General features: G+C 67.6%; 16 protein-coding genes. 11 read left to right on the forward strand and 5 right to left on the reverse strand.

Annotation, left to right across the window (positions count from 1 at the left end):
* Positions 1-51: 51 nt before the first annotated feature.
* Genes HLH36_RS05665 through HLH36_RS05690 form a run of 6 tightly spaced genes read left to right on the forward strand, consistent with a single transcriptional unit; the run spans position 52 to position 5,307 of the window.
* A complete protein-coding gene (locus HLH36_RS05665) occupies positions 52-438 on the forward strand; it encodes a hypothetical protein (RefSeq protein ID WP_182985490.1) in 387 nt (128 codons plus the stop codon).
* Positions 439-440: 2 nt separating this feature from the next.
* Positions 441-1,526, forward strand: a complete 1,086-nt coding sequence (locus HLH36_RS05670; protein ID WP_182985491.1) for a hypothetical protein — start codon at positions 441-443, stop codon at positions 1,524-1,526.
* A gap of 19 nt (positions 1,527-1,545) precedes the next feature.
* Entirely contained in the window at positions 1,546-2,457 is a 912-nt protein-coding gene (locus HLH36_RS05675) for a heavy metal-binding domain-containing protein (protein WP_182985492.1), read from the forward strand.
* 1 nt (position 2,458) lies between these two features.
* A complete protein-coding gene (locus HLH36_RS05680) occupies positions 2,459-3,715 on the forward strand; it encodes a toxic anion resistance protein (protein WP_182985493.1) in 1,257 nt (418 codons plus the stop codon).
* A 40-nt stretch (positions 3,716-3,755) separates the two neighbouring features.
* Positions 3,756-4,151 carry a hypothetical protein gene (locus tag HLH36_RS05685; RefSeq protein ID WP_182985494.1) on the forward strand — a complete coding sequence of 132 codons (396 nt, stop codon included), beginning with the start codon at positions 3,756-3,758 and terminating at the stop codon, positions 4,149-4,151.
* Positions 4,152-4,164: 13 nt separating this feature from the next.
* Positions 4,165-5,307 (forward strand): glutathionylspermidine synthase family protein, encoded by a 1,143-nt coding sequence (locus HLH36_RS05690; protein WP_182985495.1) that lies wholly within the window; start codon positions 4,165-4,167, stop codon positions 5,305-5,307.
* A 27-nt stretch (positions 5,308-5,334) separates the two neighbouring features.
* Here HLH36_RS05690 and HLH36_RS05695 read toward each other — a convergent pair whose 3' ends face one another.
* Positions 5,335-6,420: an NAD(P)H-dependent flavin oxidoreductase gene (locus tag HLH36_RS05695; protein WP_182985496.1), complete on the reverse strand. Its 1,086-nt coding sequence runs from the start codon at positions 6,418-6,420 to the stop codon at positions 5,335-5,337.
* Between the two features lie 140 nt (positions 6,421-6,560).
* On the opposite strand from HLH36_RS05695, the gene HLH36_RS05700 reads away from it, so the two are divergent.
* Positions 6,561-8,285 (forward strand): hypothetical protein, encoded by a 1,725-nt coding sequence (locus HLH36_RS05700; RefSeq protein ID WP_182985497.1) that lies wholly within the window; start codon positions 6,561-6,563, stop codon positions 8,283-8,285.
* Between the two features lie 50 nt (positions 8,286-8,335).
* A complete protein-coding gene (locus HLH36_RS05705; protein WP_182985498.1) occupies positions 8,336-10,144 on the forward strand; it encodes a peptidoglycan-binding domain-containing protein in 1,809 nt (602 codons plus the stop codon).
* 47 nt (positions 10,145-10,191) lie between these two features.
* Here the strand turns inward: HLH36_RS05705 and HLH36_RS05710 are convergent, their stop codons facing one another.
* Positions 10,192-10,737, reverse strand: coding sequence for a TetR/AcrR family transcriptional regulator (locus HLH36_RS05710; protein ID WP_220792722.1), 546 nt, complete (start codon positions 10,735-10,737; stop codon positions 10,192-10,194).
* Positions 10,738-10,792: 55 nt separating this feature from the next.
* On the opposite strand from HLH36_RS05710, the gene HLH36_RS05715 reads away from it, so the two are divergent.
* The 3 genes from HLH36_RS05715 (at position 10,793) to HLH36_RS05725 (ending at position 14,389) form a co-directional block, all read left to right on the forward strand.
* Entirely contained in the window at positions 10,793-12,238 is a 1,446-nt protein-coding gene (locus HLH36_RS05715; RefSeq protein WP_182985500.1) for an 8'-apo-carotenoid 13,14-cleaving dioxygenase, read from the forward strand.
* On the forward strand, positions 12,235-12,894 hold the full coding sequence (locus HLH36_RS05720) for a VC0807 family protein (protein ID WP_182985501.1): 660 nt from the start codon (positions 12,235-12,237) through the stop codon (positions 12,892-12,894). Before HLH36_RS05715 ends, HLH36_RS05720 begins: the two co-directional genes overlap by 4 nt.
* 103 nt (positions 12,895-12,997) lie before the next feature.
* A complete protein-coding gene (locus HLH36_RS05725) occupies positions 12,998-14,389 on the forward strand; it encodes a transposase (RefSeq protein WP_182985502.1) in 1,392 nt (463 codons plus the stop codon).
* 34 nt (positions 14,390-14,423) lie between these two features.
* On the opposite strand, the gene HLH36_RS05730 is transcribed toward HLH36_RS05725, so the two are convergent.
* Genes HLH36_RS05730 through HLH36_RS05740 form a run of 3 tightly spaced genes read right to left on the reverse strand, consistent with a single transcriptional unit; the run spans position 14,424 to position 16,845 of the window.
* Positions 14,424-14,561: a hypothetical protein gene (locus tag HLH36_RS05730; protein ID WP_182965494.1), complete on the reverse strand. Its 138-nt coding sequence runs from the start codon at positions 14,559-14,561 to the stop codon at positions 14,424-14,426.
* An 11-nt stretch (positions 14,562-14,572) separates the two neighbouring features.
* Positions 14,573-15,517: a heme o synthase gene (locus tag HLH36_RS05735; RefSeq protein WP_182985503.1), complete on the reverse strand. Its 945-nt coding sequence runs from the start codon at positions 15,515-15,517 to the stop codon at positions 14,573-14,575.
* Positions 15,514-16,845, reverse strand: a complete 1,332-nt coding sequence (locus HLH36_RS05740; RefSeq protein ID WP_182985504.1) for a cbb3-type cytochrome c oxidase subunit I — start codon at positions 16,843-16,845, stop codon at positions 15,514-15,516. The genes HLH36_RS05735 and HLH36_RS05740 overlap by 4 nt, the downstream gene beginning before the upstream one ends.
* Positions 16,846-16,921: the final 76 nt, after the last annotated feature.

The raw sequence follows: 16,921 nt of genomic DNA on the forward strand, positions 1-16,921 counted from the left end.
CGAAACGTTACACGGCCCGTTGCATGAAGCACGAGGAGGTGGGCGCGGACGATGACCGACTCCTTCGACGACGTGGCTGCCCTGATCCGTGAAGCGGAAGCCGAACGGGACCGTTTCCTCGACCGTTTTGCCCATCTCTGCGAACAGGCCCTGCCACGCCAGACGACCGTGTCCCGCAGCAAACGCGGGCTTTTCCGCAGGGCCGAAACCATCGACGGGCTGGACATCCGCCTGGGCACATATCTGTTCCGCCTGACCCGCGCCGGCGGAGATATCGAGGCCACCATCGTCCACGAGGTCCGCGGCGTGGCCCTCAGCCGCCGGACCGTCCCGCTGCGTGAATGGATCACAACCCTCATGGGGCAGGTCCGCGCACTGGGTGGCACCGTCTCCGGCGAAGGCGACGCGCTGGCACACGCCACCCGCTGGTCCGGATGACATTGCGGCGCCTCCTGGGGTTTCTGGGCGGCGGCAGATCCGCGCGCACCGCCGGGCCGGCTCCGGCGCATGCCATCCCTTTCTCCCCTTCCCCCTCCGGCGCACGATCGGCCGGCAATGCCTTCGCCCGACTGGACGGCCGGCCGCCCCCGATCGTGCGGCTGGGTTCGATCCGCCAGAGCCTCGCCGGAGGCGCAACATGCGCGCTGGGCAGCATCCATGCCGAAGCATGGTGGAAGACCGGCTTTTCCCTGGGCCAGTCGCATTGGGCGACGGTGCATGAACAGGGCTGGCGCACAGCCATGTTCCGCCTGCGCGCCGCCGCCTTGTCGCGCGGTGCCAATGCCGTGCTGAACCTGCGCTATCGGCTGGCGGGCGGTGGCGGCACGTTGGGCTTCCTGCTGCATGGCGACGCGGTGGCGGTTCCGGGCCTCGACGCCAGCGCGGCACTGCCCTGCGTGCCATGGAATGCCACCATTTTCGCCCTGGCCATGCGCGCGGGCCTCGTGCCGATCGGCTTTTCGGTCGGCGCCATCGAAACGGTGGATGCCCCGTTCCACTATGACGCGACACTGGCTCCCTGGGGCGGCGGCGAAACCCCATTGCTGGGTCAGTGGAAACGTCAGGCGCGCGACGCGGCCCTGGCCCGCCTGGCCGACGATCCGTTGCGCGCCTTCTGGACGGGCGCGCTGGCCCATGACGAAATCGTCTCGATTTCGGTGCAGACAAACAACGGGATCGTCACCTCCTGCCGCCTGCGCGCCGCAATCACCCAATTAGGCTACCGACGGCTGCCCGGCACATTCCCGCTCATCCCCACCTTCCTGGCCGCGCTCGACGGCCACGCAGCGCGGATGGCGCGTCACCGCCCGCTCTTCGCCGAGATCGAAAACGGGATGGACGTCGCGGAAGAAGACGCCGACCGCGCCGAAAAGATCGAACTGCTCGACACGGCGGTGGAACTGGCGGGCGAAGAGCGTCTGGCCGGCGCGGCCGCACTCATCGGCGCGGCCATCGAAACCGGGGCCGCCGACGCCACCGGCGCCGTCGGCGACCTGCTCGGCAATATCGGCGATCTGTTCAGCTAGGGAAGAAAGACGACAGCGCATGGGCATTTTCGATGGTATGCCGGGCTTTCCCCCGGCCGACGGTCCCGGCCACCCCGCCGCCAGCCCACCGGGCTGGAACCAGACACCCGCCTCTTCCGATGCCGCGCCTTCCGGCGACGGCCCGTCCGCGACCGCGACCGCCGGCTTCATGGCGGGCCACGCGCGGGGCGGGGTCGTCACCTCCGATTTCAGCGTCCGTGAACTGCTGGTGGTCGAACATGCGGGCTTCCGCGCGCTCGGCCTGTGCATGGGCAACAGCATCTGGAAGGTCCAGGCAAATTTCCAGCTCAATAACAGCGCCTACGAACTGATCGACATCACCGGCGCCATGTATGGCGCACGCGAAAAGGCGGTCGAGATCATGCGCGCCGAAGCCGAGGCGCTGGGCGCGGACGGAATCGTCGGCACAAGGCTGGAAATCGCGCAGCTTGCCGATTCCGGCATGCTGGAATTCCGCGCCTTCGGCACCGCCATCGTCCATCAGGCTGGGTATTCCGGCTACCGCCGCCCCGACGGGCGCCCCTTCACGTCCGACCTGTCGGGCCAGGATTTCGCCCTGGCGCTCAAGGCCGGCCGCCGGCCGCTGGATCTGGTCATCGGCTGCTGCGTCCAGCATATTCCCCGGCGCAGCCTGCTGACCACGCTGCGCCAGACTGGCCAGTGCGTGGAACTGGACCTGTTCACCCAGGCCTATTACACGGCCCGCGAGGCCGCGATGGAGCGCATGACCGCCCACGCCGCCGCCAGCGGCGCCAACGAGATCATCGGCACCCGCCTGCAGGAGGATTCCCATGTCTGGGGCGACCATATCGTCGAATTCCTGGCAGTCGGAACCGCCATGCTCGACACCGGCCAGCCCGACCCCGATTTCGACATCGCCCCGACCCTGACCCTGTCGATGGATATCTGAAATGCCGCCGGAAAACGACGCCGACAAGGACAAGCCCCTCGACCTCAGCGCCCTGTATGCCGAGGACGAACCCACACCGCCCGCTCTGCCCGCCGAACCATCGGCACCCCCGCCCGCAGCGGCTTCCGAAGGCCCGCTGCACCAGCCGCTGGCCGCCTTCGCCCGGCTGGTCGAACTGGACAGGCTGCCGCCCGACATGGTCGCCGAGGCCCATCGGCGCGCGGACGCGGTGAACTTCCACGATCTCAATACCCTGCTCGAACACGGCACCGGCGCGCTGACCCAGCTTGCCGGGATCGCCGACCGCATGCTGGCCGGCCGCACCCTGGGCCAGTCCGACGCCGTGGGCGATATCGCGGCCTCGGTCCTGGACGGAGTGAAGATCCTGCGCATCGCCGACCTGCGCAAGATCGCCAGCGGCGAGGACGCGCGGCCCGGCGGCCTGCTGGCCCGCATCGGCGGCCTGGTCGGCGGCGCGAAGGACGCGCTGTCCGGCTTCGCCGAAAACCGCAAGCGTTTCACCACCCTGATGGACCAGCAGGAGGCCAGGGCCCGCACCACCATCGCGGACCTCAAGCGCAATATCGAGAATTTCGAATCGATGTACCAGGCCCTGCGGCACGCGGTGCGCGAACTGAATATCGACATCGCCGCCGGTCAGCTTGCCCTGGAACGTGGACAGCAGGAGGCCGAGAGCCTGCGCCGGCACGCACTCGCAACCAACGACCCGGTGGACGCCGCCGAGGTCATGGAACTGCGCGGCCGGCTGGCCAATTTCGCAGGGCACCTCGCCGAGCAGCGTGAAGGCCTGATGCGCGCGGCCCTGACCGTACCGATGCTCAAGAGCACGCGCGAGGCCGCCGAGGCCCGGATCGTGGCGTTGCATTCGGCTCTGACCAAGACCATTCCCAACCTCAAGGCCGCCTGCGCCGTCGCCGTCGGGCAGGTGGACAATCGCCACGCCGCCGCCGCCCGCGACAAGCTCAACGAGGCCGATCGCCAGGTGCTGGGCCTGGTGGCCGACGGCGCGCTGGAAGCCGCGCGTACCACGGCCGCCCAGCGCGGGGTCGATCCACGCCAGATCGAAGCCCTCTCCCAGGCCGCCGACAAGGTGACGCAGGCACTGGCCGAAATGGCGGAGAACGACCGCCTGGCCGTCGAGCGCACCCGCACGCAGGAAACGCAGTTGCGCCAGTTGCGCGACCGGATCTCGGACGGCATGCGCACGCTCGCCAGCCGCGCCGTGGTGCAGGAATGAGTGCGCCCCTAACAACCGGTCATCTGTCAGGATCTTTTCAATGACCCAACCCACGACAATCATTTTTGTGGCGACCGCGGGAGCGATAGGGGTTGCCGGCGCAACAGCGTTCCTGGTCGACTCCAGCCATCAGGCAGATAACCAGGCCTGCCGTCAGGACGCTCCCGCCGCGCAGGGTCAGCCCACGGCGGCGACCGCCACCCGACCGGACGATCCGCAGAACCGCAAGCCGGAGGATTGCGATCACCAACGCCACCATTCGTACCATGCCTCCGGCGGGGGCACATTCTTCACCCCGACCAGTAACCGCAGCAGCGATGACGACGACGACGCACCGCGCGCCGGTCGCGCGGCCGGCAGCGGCGGCGAGGCGGAATCGGCGGGCCATGCCGGTTTCGGCGCCAGCGCCGCCGGCCATGGCGGCGGCGGCGAATAACCCTCGTCTCCCCATGCTCCCCGGCATCAGGCGCATCGCGTGCATCCCACGCCCCGACTGGCAAAGCCATGCCGACGCCATCGGCTACACTTATTACCGCAACGATGACGGCAGCTTCGCGTGGCGTGAAGATGCGTATTACGCCATCGCGCCGGCCGCCACCGAGACCCTGCGCCGCGCGGCCGAAAGCCTGCACCGCATGTGCCTCGACCTGGTGGACGACGCCGTCCGCACACGGCGCGGCCTGGACGCGTTCCACATTCCCGAGGCCATGCAGCCGGTGGTGCGCGATTCCTGGGAACGCCGCGATGCCTTCCTGATCGGCCGCTTCGATTTCGCGTGGCAGGACGGGCAGCCGAAACTGATCGAATATAATGCCGATACGCCCGCCACCCTGCCGGAAAGCACGCGCATGCAGACGGCATGGCGGCACGCGACCCATCCCGCCCAAACCGACCGCGCGCTCAGCGAAGCCGCACTGGTCAACCATCTGATGGCGCTCCGCGCCCAGGACCGCGTGGACGATATCGTCCATGTCGTTCCCTATCCCGACAATCGCGAGGATGCGGTCCACGCCCGCTACTATGCCGACTGGGTGCGACAGGCCGGGCTGGAAGCGGTGCATTGCGAATTGCGCGACCTCGAGATCAGCACCGGCGGACGATTGCTGCATCGCGGCCGCATCATCCGCTCCATGATCCGCATGTATCCGTGGGAACTGATGTTCCGCGATGCGGGCGCCCGCCACCTGCGTCAATGCGGCTGCCGGTTCCTCAACCCGCCCTGGACGGCCCTTCTCTCCAACAAGGCGCTCCTGCCAGCGCTATGGCAGCGCCATCCCGGCCACCCGCTCCTTCTGCCTGCCGCCTGGACGCCCGACGGCATGGAACGCTACGTCGAAAAGCCCATCCACGCGCGCGGCGGCGAGAATGTCCGCATCGTCTCCGGCACGGAAACACTGGCGCTGGAGCCCGGCACCTACGGCGATTATCCCCGCATCTATCAGCAATACGCCGATCATCGCATCGACGGTGTCACCGCCTCCATCGGGGCATGGATCGTCGGCAGCCATTTTGCCGGGATCACGGTGCGCGAAAGTGCCGATGCCGTCATCCGCCATGCATCGCCCATCGTGCCCCACCTGCTCGTCCCATAGAAATGGCCGCGCGCGTCGGGTGGGCTGCTACCGCCGATCCGGCAAAGCCGTTGCCTCCGCGCGGGCAGCCGCAAATTCTTCCCGCAGACAGGCAACCAGTTGCGCCGCCGGCATGGATCGCGCCAGCGGTGCCCCCTGCCCGGCCCACTGGGCGCCGAACCCGGTTTCTCCACACGCTTTGGCTGCGGCATTGAGCGCCTTGCCCGCATCGTAGGCCACGGGATAATCCGGCGGAACCGGCACGTCGCCCCCGTCGCCCAGGGCAGTGAAACGGTTCGCCAGCGCCCGCGCCGGCCGGCCGGAAATCAGGCTGGTCAACCGCGTATGAAGGGCCGCCGGCCCCGTCAGCGCCGCGCGATAGGCCGCATCGGCAGCGGATTCAGGACACAGGATAAATGCCGTCCCCATCTGGACGGCAACAGCGCCCAGATCGAGTGCCGCCGCAATGCCCGCACCATCCATGATCCCGCCGGCGGCAATCACCGGGCAGCGACACTGCCGGACCAGCAGGCGGGTCAGCACGAAGGTGCCCAGCGCATCGTCAGGCGCGGCAGGGTCGAACATCCCGCGATGACCGCCGGCCTCGATCCCCTGCGCGATAATCGCGTCCATGCCGGCCTCCTCGGCCGCGCGCGCCTCATCCACGCTGGTCGCGGTGGCCAGCAGCACCGCCCCGGTCGCCCGCAGCGCCGCGACGATATCCGCTGGTGGCAACCCGAAATGGAAGCTGATCACCGGCGGCCGGACCACCCGCAGCATGTCCAGCATCTCCGGATCGTCGGCAAAGCTCCTGTAAGGCGCACGCAATCGTGCCGGCGCCGGCATATCGAATGTGGCGAACACGGGCGCAAGCCACGCGCACCACGCTTCCTCCCGCGCCGGATCGCGGCGCGGTGCCGGATGGACGAACAGGTTCACGTTGAACGGACGATCGGTCCGCTCCCGGATTTCCGCGATCATCCGACGCGCCCCGGCCGCATCGGCCGCGCCGACACCGATGGACCCGAGACCGCCGGCATCGGAGACCGAAGCTGCGAGCGCCGGCGTGGAAACCCCAGCCATCGGCGCCTGGATCAGCGGAAAAACCAGATCGATACGATCGAAACCCGACATGAATCGCGCCCCCGCCATCACCGGACCAGACGGTTACAGTTGACCCGCCCCGTAACCACTTCATAGTGTTTTTCGTTCAATATCAGAAAAAGCAGGTCCATCCGGGGGCGTCCTGCCCTTCCTAATCCTGAAGGAACAGTATGGCCACCAAGAAACCCGGTCCGCCGCGCACCTCCGCCCCACCACCGGATACGGGCCACCTGTTTCACGAAATGCAGACGGAAGCAGCCCGCGCGCTTGCCGCCGACCCACAGAATGTCCAGGCCCTCGCGCAGGAAATCGCCTCCACACCAGCCGGCGACGAGGCGGACGAGGCACTGTGCACGCTCCTGACGATAACGCTCGACCAGGCCCGCATGGCGCAGGAAGGCGGCCAGCGTTCCGGCAAACGGTGCCTCGATGCCGTATCGCACCATCTGGTCGACCTGTCCCGGAAAGGCCTGGTCACGGTGGGCGGCAACATTGCGATAACCCGATGCTACGTCAGGGCCGGCCTCCCCGTCCCGGCAGGTCTGGCGCCCGGCGAGCAGGCCATCCTGCGGGAAACGTCCTCATTTCTCCCAGGGGACGAAACCAGTCCCGAAGCTGCATTCGCAAAGATATCCGAGAGCCTCCTGAACGATATCGGCGACGATCCCTCGATTCTGCATCAGGCATTTGCCGAAATCCTGCCCGGTATTCCCCCTGACGCCAGATCCCTGTTGTGCAAGGTCGCCGCCGCGAATCCCGATACGCGCTTCGAACAACTGGCCTGCGCCTGGCTTCTCGATATGTCCGAACAGGTCCGGAGCGGCGCCCTCGAAGGCCTGACCGATCGCCTGGCCGCCGGCAGGCTCAGTCCGCGGGCCCTCGGCCGCCTGGCGGTTCTGAGAAGCTGGATCGTCGACGAACCCGTTCGGCAGCGCGTGGACGCCCTGATCAGGAACGCCATCCGGTCCGGTATTTCCCAGAACAGGGACACCCCGCCATCGCATCGGATCGTAAGATGCGTTTCCAGCCCTATCGACGGCGCGGGCGCGCAAAGCCTCGCGATCGGGCTTCAGAAAGGCCGGGCCCGGGCAATCGCCATGGTCCTGCTCAAGCAGGGATTTGGCGTAAAGGATGCCTATGTCGTCCCCTGCGCCAACGCGGCGGAACAGCGTGGCCTCCTGCAACAGGTTTCGGCCCTCGGCGGCAAGGGCGACGTCTCGCTGGACTATATCCAGGCCGCCCTGGGCTTCGCCTTGGCGGAAGGGCGTAAAAATGCCGTCTATCCCGCGCCCGGCCTGGCCGATGTCGCGGAGGCCTGCGCCCTGACGTCTCTTCGCCCGACGCAGGACGCCTCCGTCCAGGCAATGTTGAGCGCGTACGATCCGGAAAACGCCCTTGCCTCCCTCGATCCGGAGGAACGCGAGACACTCGTCGCCGCAAGCGAGGACTGGCCCCCGTCCTATCCCATGATCGGCCACTGGTTCGAGGATAATGACGACATATTCGACGGAACCGACGCCACCAGCACGGCCCACGCGCATGCATTATGGACCTGGCTTGAAACACGTCGGGATTTCTGGGCCTCCATCATCGCCCGGACGGCCCTGCTCCTGAAGGACCAGGGCGATCCTGAGGCCCCCTCCTTCGCGATGACCGCACGCGCGATCAGCCAGGGCGACCCGCTCCAGCGCATACCCGTGATGGCGGCGATCGTCGACCAGACACTGGAGGCACGGCGTGCCGCCTCGTTCACAATAGACGAAGGCATGCCGGACGGAGTCGACGAAGATATCATGGCCCTTCTCATGAACCTCATGGCTCCGCCCCCGCAACCGGCCCGCCGGCCATCCAGCAGCAAACCCGCGCGAAAAGGCGCCCGCCGAAAGCCGAAATGACGTTTCCAGGCAGAACGTCGCCGGAACCCTCTATCGGAAAGAGCAGTTTGATGTCCCAGCCATTTCTTCACGATGCCGCAACCGGACACCGGCTTGCCGTCTCCGGCCTGCTCGCCCTTGTCATACTGTCCATCGGCGGTCGGCCGGCGCACGCGGCATCGACCATCGTGCCGGCTTTGGCAGAGGCAAGCCTCGGCGACCGCGCCCGGCTCGATCTCGCCGCCGGCGGGCTGGCAGCCTCCATCACGCTGAAACCCTCAACGCAATGCGGCGCCGCCATGGCATGGCAGCCGGCCGATCCCAATCCGCCATCCACCTGCCGCATCGCCATATTGTCCGTCAGGGCAAAGGGGCATGCACGCCCGGCATCCTTTCCGCTGGCGCCCTACGGGCAGGATGCAGGCTTCATGGACCTGAGGGTGAGCATCCAGAGGCTGGATGCCACGTCCGCCGTGCCGCAGGTCATGGTCTCGGCCTATACGGGCGGTGCCCATTGCTGCGAGGTGACTTCCATCTTCGGACGGGGATCGGACGGGCAATGGGTGCATGCCGACCTTGGCATGCAGGATGGCGGCGGCCCGCCCGCCATCGTCGCGGTGCCGGGCGCGCATGACCCCGTCATCGTGACCTACGATCAGGCTTTTCTATATACTTTCGCCTCGCATGCCGGGTCCTTCACCCCCGTAATGCTCTATCGCTATCACGATGGCGAACTCACCAATGTCAGCGACGATCCGGCCTACCGATCCTATCTGGTCGAGGATCTGGCGAAGCAGACCCGGCAATGGGAGTCCTCCGGCCGGTCGGAGCCCAATGGCTATCTGGCCTATTACGTCGCAACCCGGGCCCGCCTCGGCCAGCTTTCCGCCGCCTGGGCCCATATGCTGCCGCGTGCGGAGAATGCGACGAAAAGCGGGTTCGGCGTATCGCCATGCAGCCTGAAATCCGCCGAGGAAACCGCGAACGGCCGCTATTGCTCCAAGGCCGATCGCATCCTGCTTCCCTTCCCGCAGGGACTGGCGGCCTTCCTGACCCGCAATGATTATATCTCGGCCGCGCAGGCCCGCGTACTCCTGTCCGACCGACCCGCCAAGGGCGCCGGCTCCGCGCCGTCCGGGCCATACCATCCCGATTTCCCCTGCGACCCTCCGCCGGCCGGCAACGGCGTGGCCACCATGCTGTGCCAGGACAGCGAGGCCGCACGGCACGAGCTGATGTTCGACCAGGTCTATTACGCATTGCGCCACCAGGTCGGTCAGGACGGATGGAAGGACCTCAGGCAGCAGGTCGTCGCAGACGAAAACATGGCCAACCAATCCTGCGGCCTGCCCGTTCCGGGCGCAGGGGCGCAGACCATCCCACCCAACGGTGCCGCCTGTTACAGCGACGCCATGGACCGTCTGTCGGCCCAATATCGCGTCCGGCTCTCCAGCGCCGCCCTCGCGGAAAGCCAACGTCCGCTGGATCGCCACATCGCGCTCCAGAAAAAACTGGTCGAACTCGGCCTCCTGCCGGCCGATACGGTGGTGGACGGCATCTATGGCGAGGCCACGCGGGCCGCGATCACCGCCTGGCAGCAGGCAGCCCACCGCCCGAGGACGGACGGCTTCCTATCCGATGACGACGCGGCCATTCTGATCCCCCCGCCGCAGGTCGCAACCACCCCGGCGACACCGGCCCCGCCATCACCGATGGCAGCCACGGCCAACGTGCCATCCCAGGCCCCCACCGCACCGCAGACGCCCCAGGCGCAGGCGGGGACCGGCCTCCCCATCAAGCTGGTCTTCGCCATCATCCTCGCAGGCCTGGCGGCCCTGATAGCGATCCGCGTCGGCCGCAGGCGCAGAGGCAATCCGTGACCGCCCGCCCGCAGGCCATCCCGCCACGGCCCAGGGGGTGATCGGTCCTACCCGATCACCTTCTCGATAATCGTCTCGTCCGCCGGGATCTGGCCATCGAGCATCAGCATGGCCAGACCATGGACCAGGGCCCAGGCCTCGATGGCGCGGGTGGCGGCCTCCCCCCCCTGGCGGGCCGCCATCATCGCGGCATTGGCCTGCAACAGCGTCCCGGCTTCCGAATCCAGCGTGCCGGCGGCCTTCGCGGGCGCCAGCACGGGCGAGGCGAAGATCAGGCGAAACAGCGCCGGATGGGCGAGCGCAAACCGCACATAGGCGCGCCCCGTCGCCGCGAAACCGGCCGAGCCGCCGCCAGCCTCCTCCCCCGCTGCGCGCTGCGCCCCGCCGAGCTGCGCCAACCCCTCCAGCGCCAGCGCCGTCAGCAGCGCATCCTTGTCGGGAAAATGGCGGTAGACCGAAGTCGCGCTCACCCCGACGCCGCGCGCGACCTCGCGCAGCGACAGCGCGTCCACATCCCGCTCCCCCAGCAAGCGCAGCCCTTCGGCAATCAGCGCCGCGCGCAGATCACCATGATGATAGGACCGCTTCCTCAAGTTGACACTGTTATCATTTCCACTCATATTAACAGCGTAAACATCGGAGGCCGACATGGGAAGCCCGATCGAAACGCTGATCCGCGGAACAGTGGCCAAGGGCATCGGGACCCTGGCCGCGTTCAACCGCAAACACCTGCCGCCACCCGCCAACGGCAACCCGTTCCTGACCGGCATGCACACGCCGATGACCGAGGAACGGACGCTGACCGAACTGACGGTCACCGGCACGATCCCCGCCGGGCTCGACGGGCGCTATCTGCGCATCGGCCCCAACCCGGTGGCCCCCGATCCGGCCTCCTATCACTGGTTCATCGGCGACGGCATGGTCCATGGGCTCGCGATCGCCAATGGCCGCGCATTGTGGTACCGCAACCGCTGGGTCCGCTCGAATGCCGTCGCCAAGGCGCGCGGCGTCGCCCCCGCGCCGGGGCCGCGCCACGCATTCGATACCGTGAACACCAACGTCGTCGATATCGGCGGCCGCACCTTCGCGCTGGTCGAGGCCGGCAGCTATCCGGTCGAACTCGGCGAGACACTCGACGATCAGCGCTACACTCCTTTCGACGGCTCGCTGCAAGGCTCCTTCAGCGCCCATCCCCACCGCGATCCGAAAACCGGCGAACAGCACGCCATCTGTTACGAGGGCCGCGACCCCGGCACCATCCGCTACGTCGTGATCGATGCAACCGGCCGCGTGATCCGCGAGGAACCGATCGCGGTCAAGCACGGCCCGATGATCCATGATTGCGCGATCACCGACCGTTTCGTAATCATCCTCGACCTGCCCGTCACCTTTTCCATGAAGGCACTGGTCGCGGGCCACGGTTTTCCCTATCGCTGGAACCCGGCGCATCAGGCACGGGTGGGGCTGATGCCGCGCCAGGGCCGGCAGGAGGATATCATCTGGTGCCCGGTCGCACCGGGATACGCCTTCCATGTCGCCAACGCCCATGACACGGATGACGGGCAGGTAATCCTCGATCTCTGCGTCTATGACACGATGTTCAGCGACGGCGCGCAGGGGCCGGATGCACGGTCGCGCGGGCTGGAACGCTGGACCGTCGACCCCGCCGGCCGCACGGTCGCCATCCGCACGCTCGACGCCGCCCCCCAGGAATTCCCCCGCCCGGACGAACGATTCTTCGGCCAACCCTACCGCCACGCCTGGAGCCTCGCCCTGCCGGCCGATCCCGCCAGCCGCTTTCTCGGCGCAACGGCGCTCTACGCGCACGATCTCGCAACCGGCGAACGGCAAATCCATGATTTCGGCGCCAACCGCCATCCCGGCGAATTCGTCTTCGTGCCGGAGACCGCGGACAGTCCCGAAGGCCATGGCTGGCTGATCGGCTTCGTCATCGACATGGCGACCGAGACGACCGACCTCGTCATCCTCGACGCCCGCCGGTTTCAGGACCCGCCGGTTGCCAGCATCCGCCTGCCCCACCGCGTGCCGCCCGGCTTCCACGGCAACTGGATCGCCAGGGGTGAAGCGCAATGAACAGCCTGCATCGCCGCGCCCCCCGCCTCGCGCTCCTGGCGCTCGATCTGGCGGTGAATTTCGCCGCCCCAGCACTGATCTACGACCGGATGCACGCAGGCTGGGGCGATGTCGACGCGCTGCTGGCCTCGTCCGCGCCCCCGGTACTGTGGAGTATCGGCAGCTTCGTCTACAGGCGACGGATCGATGCGCTGTCCCTCATCGCCCTGGCCGGCATCACCCTCTCCCTGCTCGCATTCGTCGGCGGCGGCTCGGCCCGGCTGCTGGAACTGCGCGAACAGATGGCGACATTCCTGATCGGCCTGGCCTTCCTGTTCTCGGCCGCGATCGGCAAACCGCTGATCTACCCGCTGGCCCGGGCCACCATGGCCCGTACATCCGCCCGGGCCCTGGCCGATTTCGACGCACGGCGCGACGACCCGCCTGTACGGCATACGATCATGGTCATGACGCTGGTATGGGGCTTCGGCCAGGTGGCGCACGTCGGCGTCTCGGTCGCGCTCATCTACAGCCTGCCGATCGGCACCTATCTCGTGGCCGGCCCCGTCCTCGGCTACGCCACAATGGGCGGCCTGGCCCTGTGGACCCTCCTCTATCAACGCTACCGGACACGACACGTCGTCCTCGGCAAAGCCCCGACCACCAACGCAACATAAGCAGCCGATCCGGTCCCCAGCCGGCGTTTCAGCATGATTTAACGATTCTCTAATCCTTGAAACGGAGCCTGATCCCACCCCCACCCCTCAAGGGAACAGCCCGATGATCAGGATCGACCCCATACAGCCTGACTCGGTCCCCCTCTCCTTTCCGGGTGCCGAGGGCGACACATCAAAGACCGCCGGCGAATCGCCCCCTGGCAGCGGCTCCGATCCTGCGTCGGCATCGGGTGGCGGCGATACCGTCACCCTGTCGGCGGAAGCCATCACAGCCCTGGCCATCCTCTCAGCCGAGGCGGCAGGCGGCCTGCTGGCGCCTCCTGATGCGCTGCTTTCCCCCACATTGTCGGACATGCCCGCGCCCGCCCCCGAGAACGCCACGAACCCCGCAGCCACCGACGCCGCCGCCTTCGCCCTGGGCGTCAGCGGGGAAACCACCCATCCGGCAATCTGGGGACGCGCCTACGAACGCACCCTGATGTCGGCTCCCGATCGAACCAACCCGGCAGGCGGCACGCCAGGAACCGACACGCAGGCGCAAACCGACCGCACGACCGCGGACACGCCCCAGAGTTGGGCCTTGGCAAGCGATATGGACAAGGCGTTGATCGAGCGTCTGCTCAATACCGGCCTGAAAGAAGACCCGAGCACCCGCATCCTCAACGGCCAGGCCACCGACCACACGGGCAACAGGCCGCAGGCCACCACCGACCAGATCGCGGCGGACACGCGACCCGACCTCGCGAACGCCCTTGACCCCACATTCACCGCCCACAACGCGCAGCCAGTTCCCGGCGTCGACGAGCGGATTGCCGCGATGTATGCGCCGCTCCCCGGCAGCCGCGAACTCCAGGATCATATTCCCGAAATCGACGAGAACGCACCCGCGCCGGAACCGACCGGCCGGACAGGCCCGCTTCACGATGCACTCACCGCCTGGCGGCACCGCCGGCTGAACGCACTCTATCCCGCGATCTTCTTCGACACGCTGCGGGTAAAAATCCGCGACGACAGCATCATCCGCGACAAGCCGGTGCATATCGTGCTGGGCATGCGCCTCGACGGCACCACGGATCTTCTCGGCCTATGGATCGAACGGCATGAGGGCACCGGACTGGGCCGCCATATCATGGACTCACTGAAGCGCCGGGGCCTGGAGGATATCCTGATGGCCGTGGTCGAAGGACCCGACGGCTTTCCGGATGCCGTCCGCGCGGCCTTTCCGCAGGCGCGGGTCCATCCCTCGATCGACCATCTGCTGCACCATCTACCGGATTTCGTGGCATTGAAGGACCGCGCCTCCCTGGCCGGGAAAACCGCCTTCGCAGCGGAGAGCCCCTGGGGCCGGATGCTCCTGGCCACCACACACGCCATCAAGGCATTGAATGCGATGCTCGGCCGGGCTGTCCAGGCACGCGGATATTTCCCCAGCGACGAAACGGCGCTGGCATTCCTCTATCTGAAAGCAGATACGACCGAAAAAACCAGTCCCTGACCATCCCTACCCGCCTTCACGGGCAGGCGGCCCGTCACATGCGGACCAACGCCAGACCGTAAAACACGGCCGCCAGGCCCAGCAGGGTAAAGGCCACGCCAAGGACCCGGCCGCGATGGCGGCGCACGCATTCGCGGGCCTCGTCTTGCGTCAGGGCAAGCGGTTGTTCCATCACCGGCCTCCTCAGCCCATGATCAGGAAATGATCGGCCAGCAGGCCACAGAACAGCAGGAACAGATAGAGCAGCGAGAAGCGGAACGCCCGCCGCGCCGCGCCATCGCCCGTCAGGCTGACACCGGTCGCATCCTGCCGATCCCGCAGCACACGCACCGCGCAGCCCACGAATCCGGCATCCAGCAGCCCGGCGATGGCGGAATACAGCCACCCCGCCTGATGCAGCACCGACGGCACCAGCGATACCGCCGAGAGGATCAGCGTATAGATCAGGATCTGCCGGCGCGTATGCCGGGCCCCACGCACAACCGGCAGCATCGGAATACCGGCCCGGCCATAATCCTTGCAGGCATAGAGCGACAACGACCAGAAATGCGGCGGCGTCCACAGAAAGACGATCGCGAACATCACGACCGGCATCACATCCAGCGACCCGGTGGCCGCCGCCCAGCCGATCATGGGCGGAAAGGCACCGGCCGCCCCGCCGATCACGATGTTCTGCGGCGTCGAGCGCTTCAGCCACATCGTGTAGATCACGGCATAGAAGAAAATGGAAAAGGCCAGGATGAACGCGGCCAGCGCATTCGTCGCCAGCCACATCAGCAGCACGGACGCCGCCGACAGGCCAATCCCAAAGCCCAGCGCCTGATCCTGCCGAATGCGCCCATCAGGAATGGGGCGGCGCGCGGTACGGGTCATGATCGCATCGATATCGCGATCGTACCACATATTGATCGCACCCGCCGCACCCGACGCCATGCAGATGCACAGGATGGCAACACACGCGATCACCGGGTTCAGATGCCCCGGCGCCATCGCCATGCCGGCGGCACCGGTAAACACCACCAGCGAGATCACGCGCGGCTTCAGCAGCGCGAACCAGTCGCGGGCCTCGGTCCCGACCAGCGCCGCCTCGAAACGCGGCGCCTCCGGCGCGGTGGCGCTGGCGCTCATGCCCCGGCTCCCCCCACCATGAAGCCGGCGAACGAATCACGCGGCGCGGGCGACGGCAGCGTCCATTCCAGGGTACGGGCACCCACCCCCCAGTAATTCCCGGCAACATGGCGACGCCCCAGCAGCGCCACACCCAGCACGGCAACGAAGACGACCATCGACAAGCCCTGCATCGCCACGCCCGCCATCACACCGCCGGGCACCAGGCCCGCGATGCTCCCGCCAACCGCCAGGGCCACATGCAGGCGCCCCGCCCATTCCGGATAGGCGCCGCCAGCCATCTTGCCGATCCAGTAATAGAAACCGCCGAACGCGGCGAACAGCGCCGCCGGCAGCACCAGCGCATGCGCGTCGGACCCGCCGCCCGCCAGCGCCTGCAAGGGGGCGGCGACCAGCATCGCCATGAAGGCAACGACCCACAGCATCGGCACGCGGAAAACCGGCCGACCGGCCAGGATCGTCCGTCCCCAGGCCACCAGCAGCACCAGCATCGGCAGCGCCATGACGGCCTGCTCGACCAGCGGCCGCGCGGCAGGCTGCGCCGCCAGCCCGGTCGCGAACAGATCATGCACCCACACCGACGCCCCGCCGACCGACAGCACGACCATCGCCCCCAGCGCCGGCCCACGCAGGCGCAGCGCCACACCCGAGAAGGTTTCGACTAACTGGCAGATCACACCGGCCGCCGGCAGCAGCAGCAGCCCGACTTCCGGGCCCGAAAACACACGCAGGGCCCGCGCAGCGACATCGGCACCCGCACCGGCCAGCAGGCCCCGCGTCAGCGCCGCCGCCAGCACCGGCAGCACGATCACCATCATCATCGCCGTCAGGACCTGCGCCCAGACGAACAGCGGCATATCGCCCAGCCCCATGCCACGGCCCCGCATGTTCAACGCCGTCGCGACGATATTGATCGCCAGCCCCAGCATCGCCACACACCACAGCATCATCGCACCCGCCGTCGACACGCCGGCGACGACCAGCCCGAAACTGGCGGCAAGACCGGCCCAGCAGGCCAGGTTCAGACGGCGGAATGCCATGTCGGGCGCGCCCAGCAGCAGCGGCACGAACCACGAGCCGAACCCGCCGACCAGCGCCGGCAGGGCGCAGAACAGGACCATCAGCGCACCGTGGTCGATTGCCATCCACGCGCCGCCGGCAGCCTGCCCCGCCCGCAGCGGCAACGCCAGACTGCCACCGACCAGACCGGCGACAACCGCCATGACCAGATAGAGCGTTCCAACCGCCTTATGGCCGCTCACGCCACCGCTCCGCGTCAGGAAGCCGCCGGTTGCGACATTCATCCGGACCTGCCTCTCTGCCGGCATACGCCACTTCTCCTGCGCCGATGGGCCGCCACAGGGGCGGCCGTGCTCGAAATCGTGAGCATGTTACCGAAACCTG

Origin of the sequence: Gluconacetobacter aggeris (assembly GCF_014174395.1) — a bacterium.
Lineage (GTDB): Bacteria > Pseudomonadota > Alphaproteobacteria > Acetobacterales > Acetobacteraceae > Gluconacetobacter > Gluconacetobacter aggeris.

Coding starts and splice junctions, on each gene's coding strand:
- HLH36_RS05665 (WP_182985490.1), top strand. CDS start 52: ATGACCGACTCCTTCGACGACGTGGCTGCCCTGATCCGTGAAGCGGAA.
- HLH36_RS05675 (WP_182985492.1), top strand. CDS start 1,546: ATGGGCATTTTCGATGGTATGCCGGGCTTTCCCCCGGCCGACGGTCCC.
- HLH36_RS05680 (WP_182985493.1), top strand. CDS start 2,459: ATGCCGCCGGAAAACGACGCCGACAAGGACAAGCCCCTCGACCTCAGC.
- HLH36_RS05685 (WP_182985494.1), top strand. CDS start 3,756: ATGACCCAACCCACGACAATCATTTTTGTGGCGACCGCGGGAGCGATA.
- HLH36_RS05690 (WP_182985495.1), top strand. CDS start 4,165: ATGCTCCCCGGCATCAGGCGCATCGCGTGCATCCCACGCCCCGACTGG.
- HLH36_RS05695 (WP_182985496.1), bottom strand. CDS start 6,420: ATGTCGGGTTTCGATCGTATCGATCTGGTTTTTCCGCTGATCCAGGCG.
- HLH36_RS05700 (WP_182985497.1), top strand. CDS start 6,561: ATGGCCACCAAGAAACCCGGTCCGCCGCGCACCTCCGCCCCACCACCG.
- HLH36_RS05705 (WP_182985498.1), top strand. CDS start 8,336: ATGTCCCAGCCATTTCTTCACGATGCCGCAACCGGACACCGGCTTGCC.
- HLH36_RS05715 (WP_182985500.1), top strand. CDS start 10,793: ATGGGAAGCCCGATCGAAACGCTGATCCGCGGAACAGTGGCCAAGGGC.
- HLH36_RS05720 (WP_182985501.1), top strand. CDS start 12,235: ATGAACAGCCTGCATCGCCGCGCCCCCCGCCTCGCGCTCCTGGCGCTC.
- HLH36_RS05725 (WP_182985502.1), top strand. CDS start 12,998: ATGATCAGGATCGACCCCATACAGCCTGACTCGGTCCCCCTCTCCTTT.
- HLH36_RS05730 (WP_182965494.1), bottom strand. CDS start 14,561: ATGGAACAACCGCTTGCCCTGACGCAAGACGAGGCCCGCGAATGCGTG.
- HLH36_RS05735 (WP_182985503.1), bottom strand. CDS start 15,517: ATGAGCGCCAGCGCCACCGCGCCGGAGGCGCCGCGTTTCGAGGCGGCG.
- HLH36_RS05740 (WP_182985504.1), bottom strand. CDS start 16,845: ATGCCGGCAGAGAGGCAGGTCCGGATGAATGTCGCAACCGGCGGCTTC.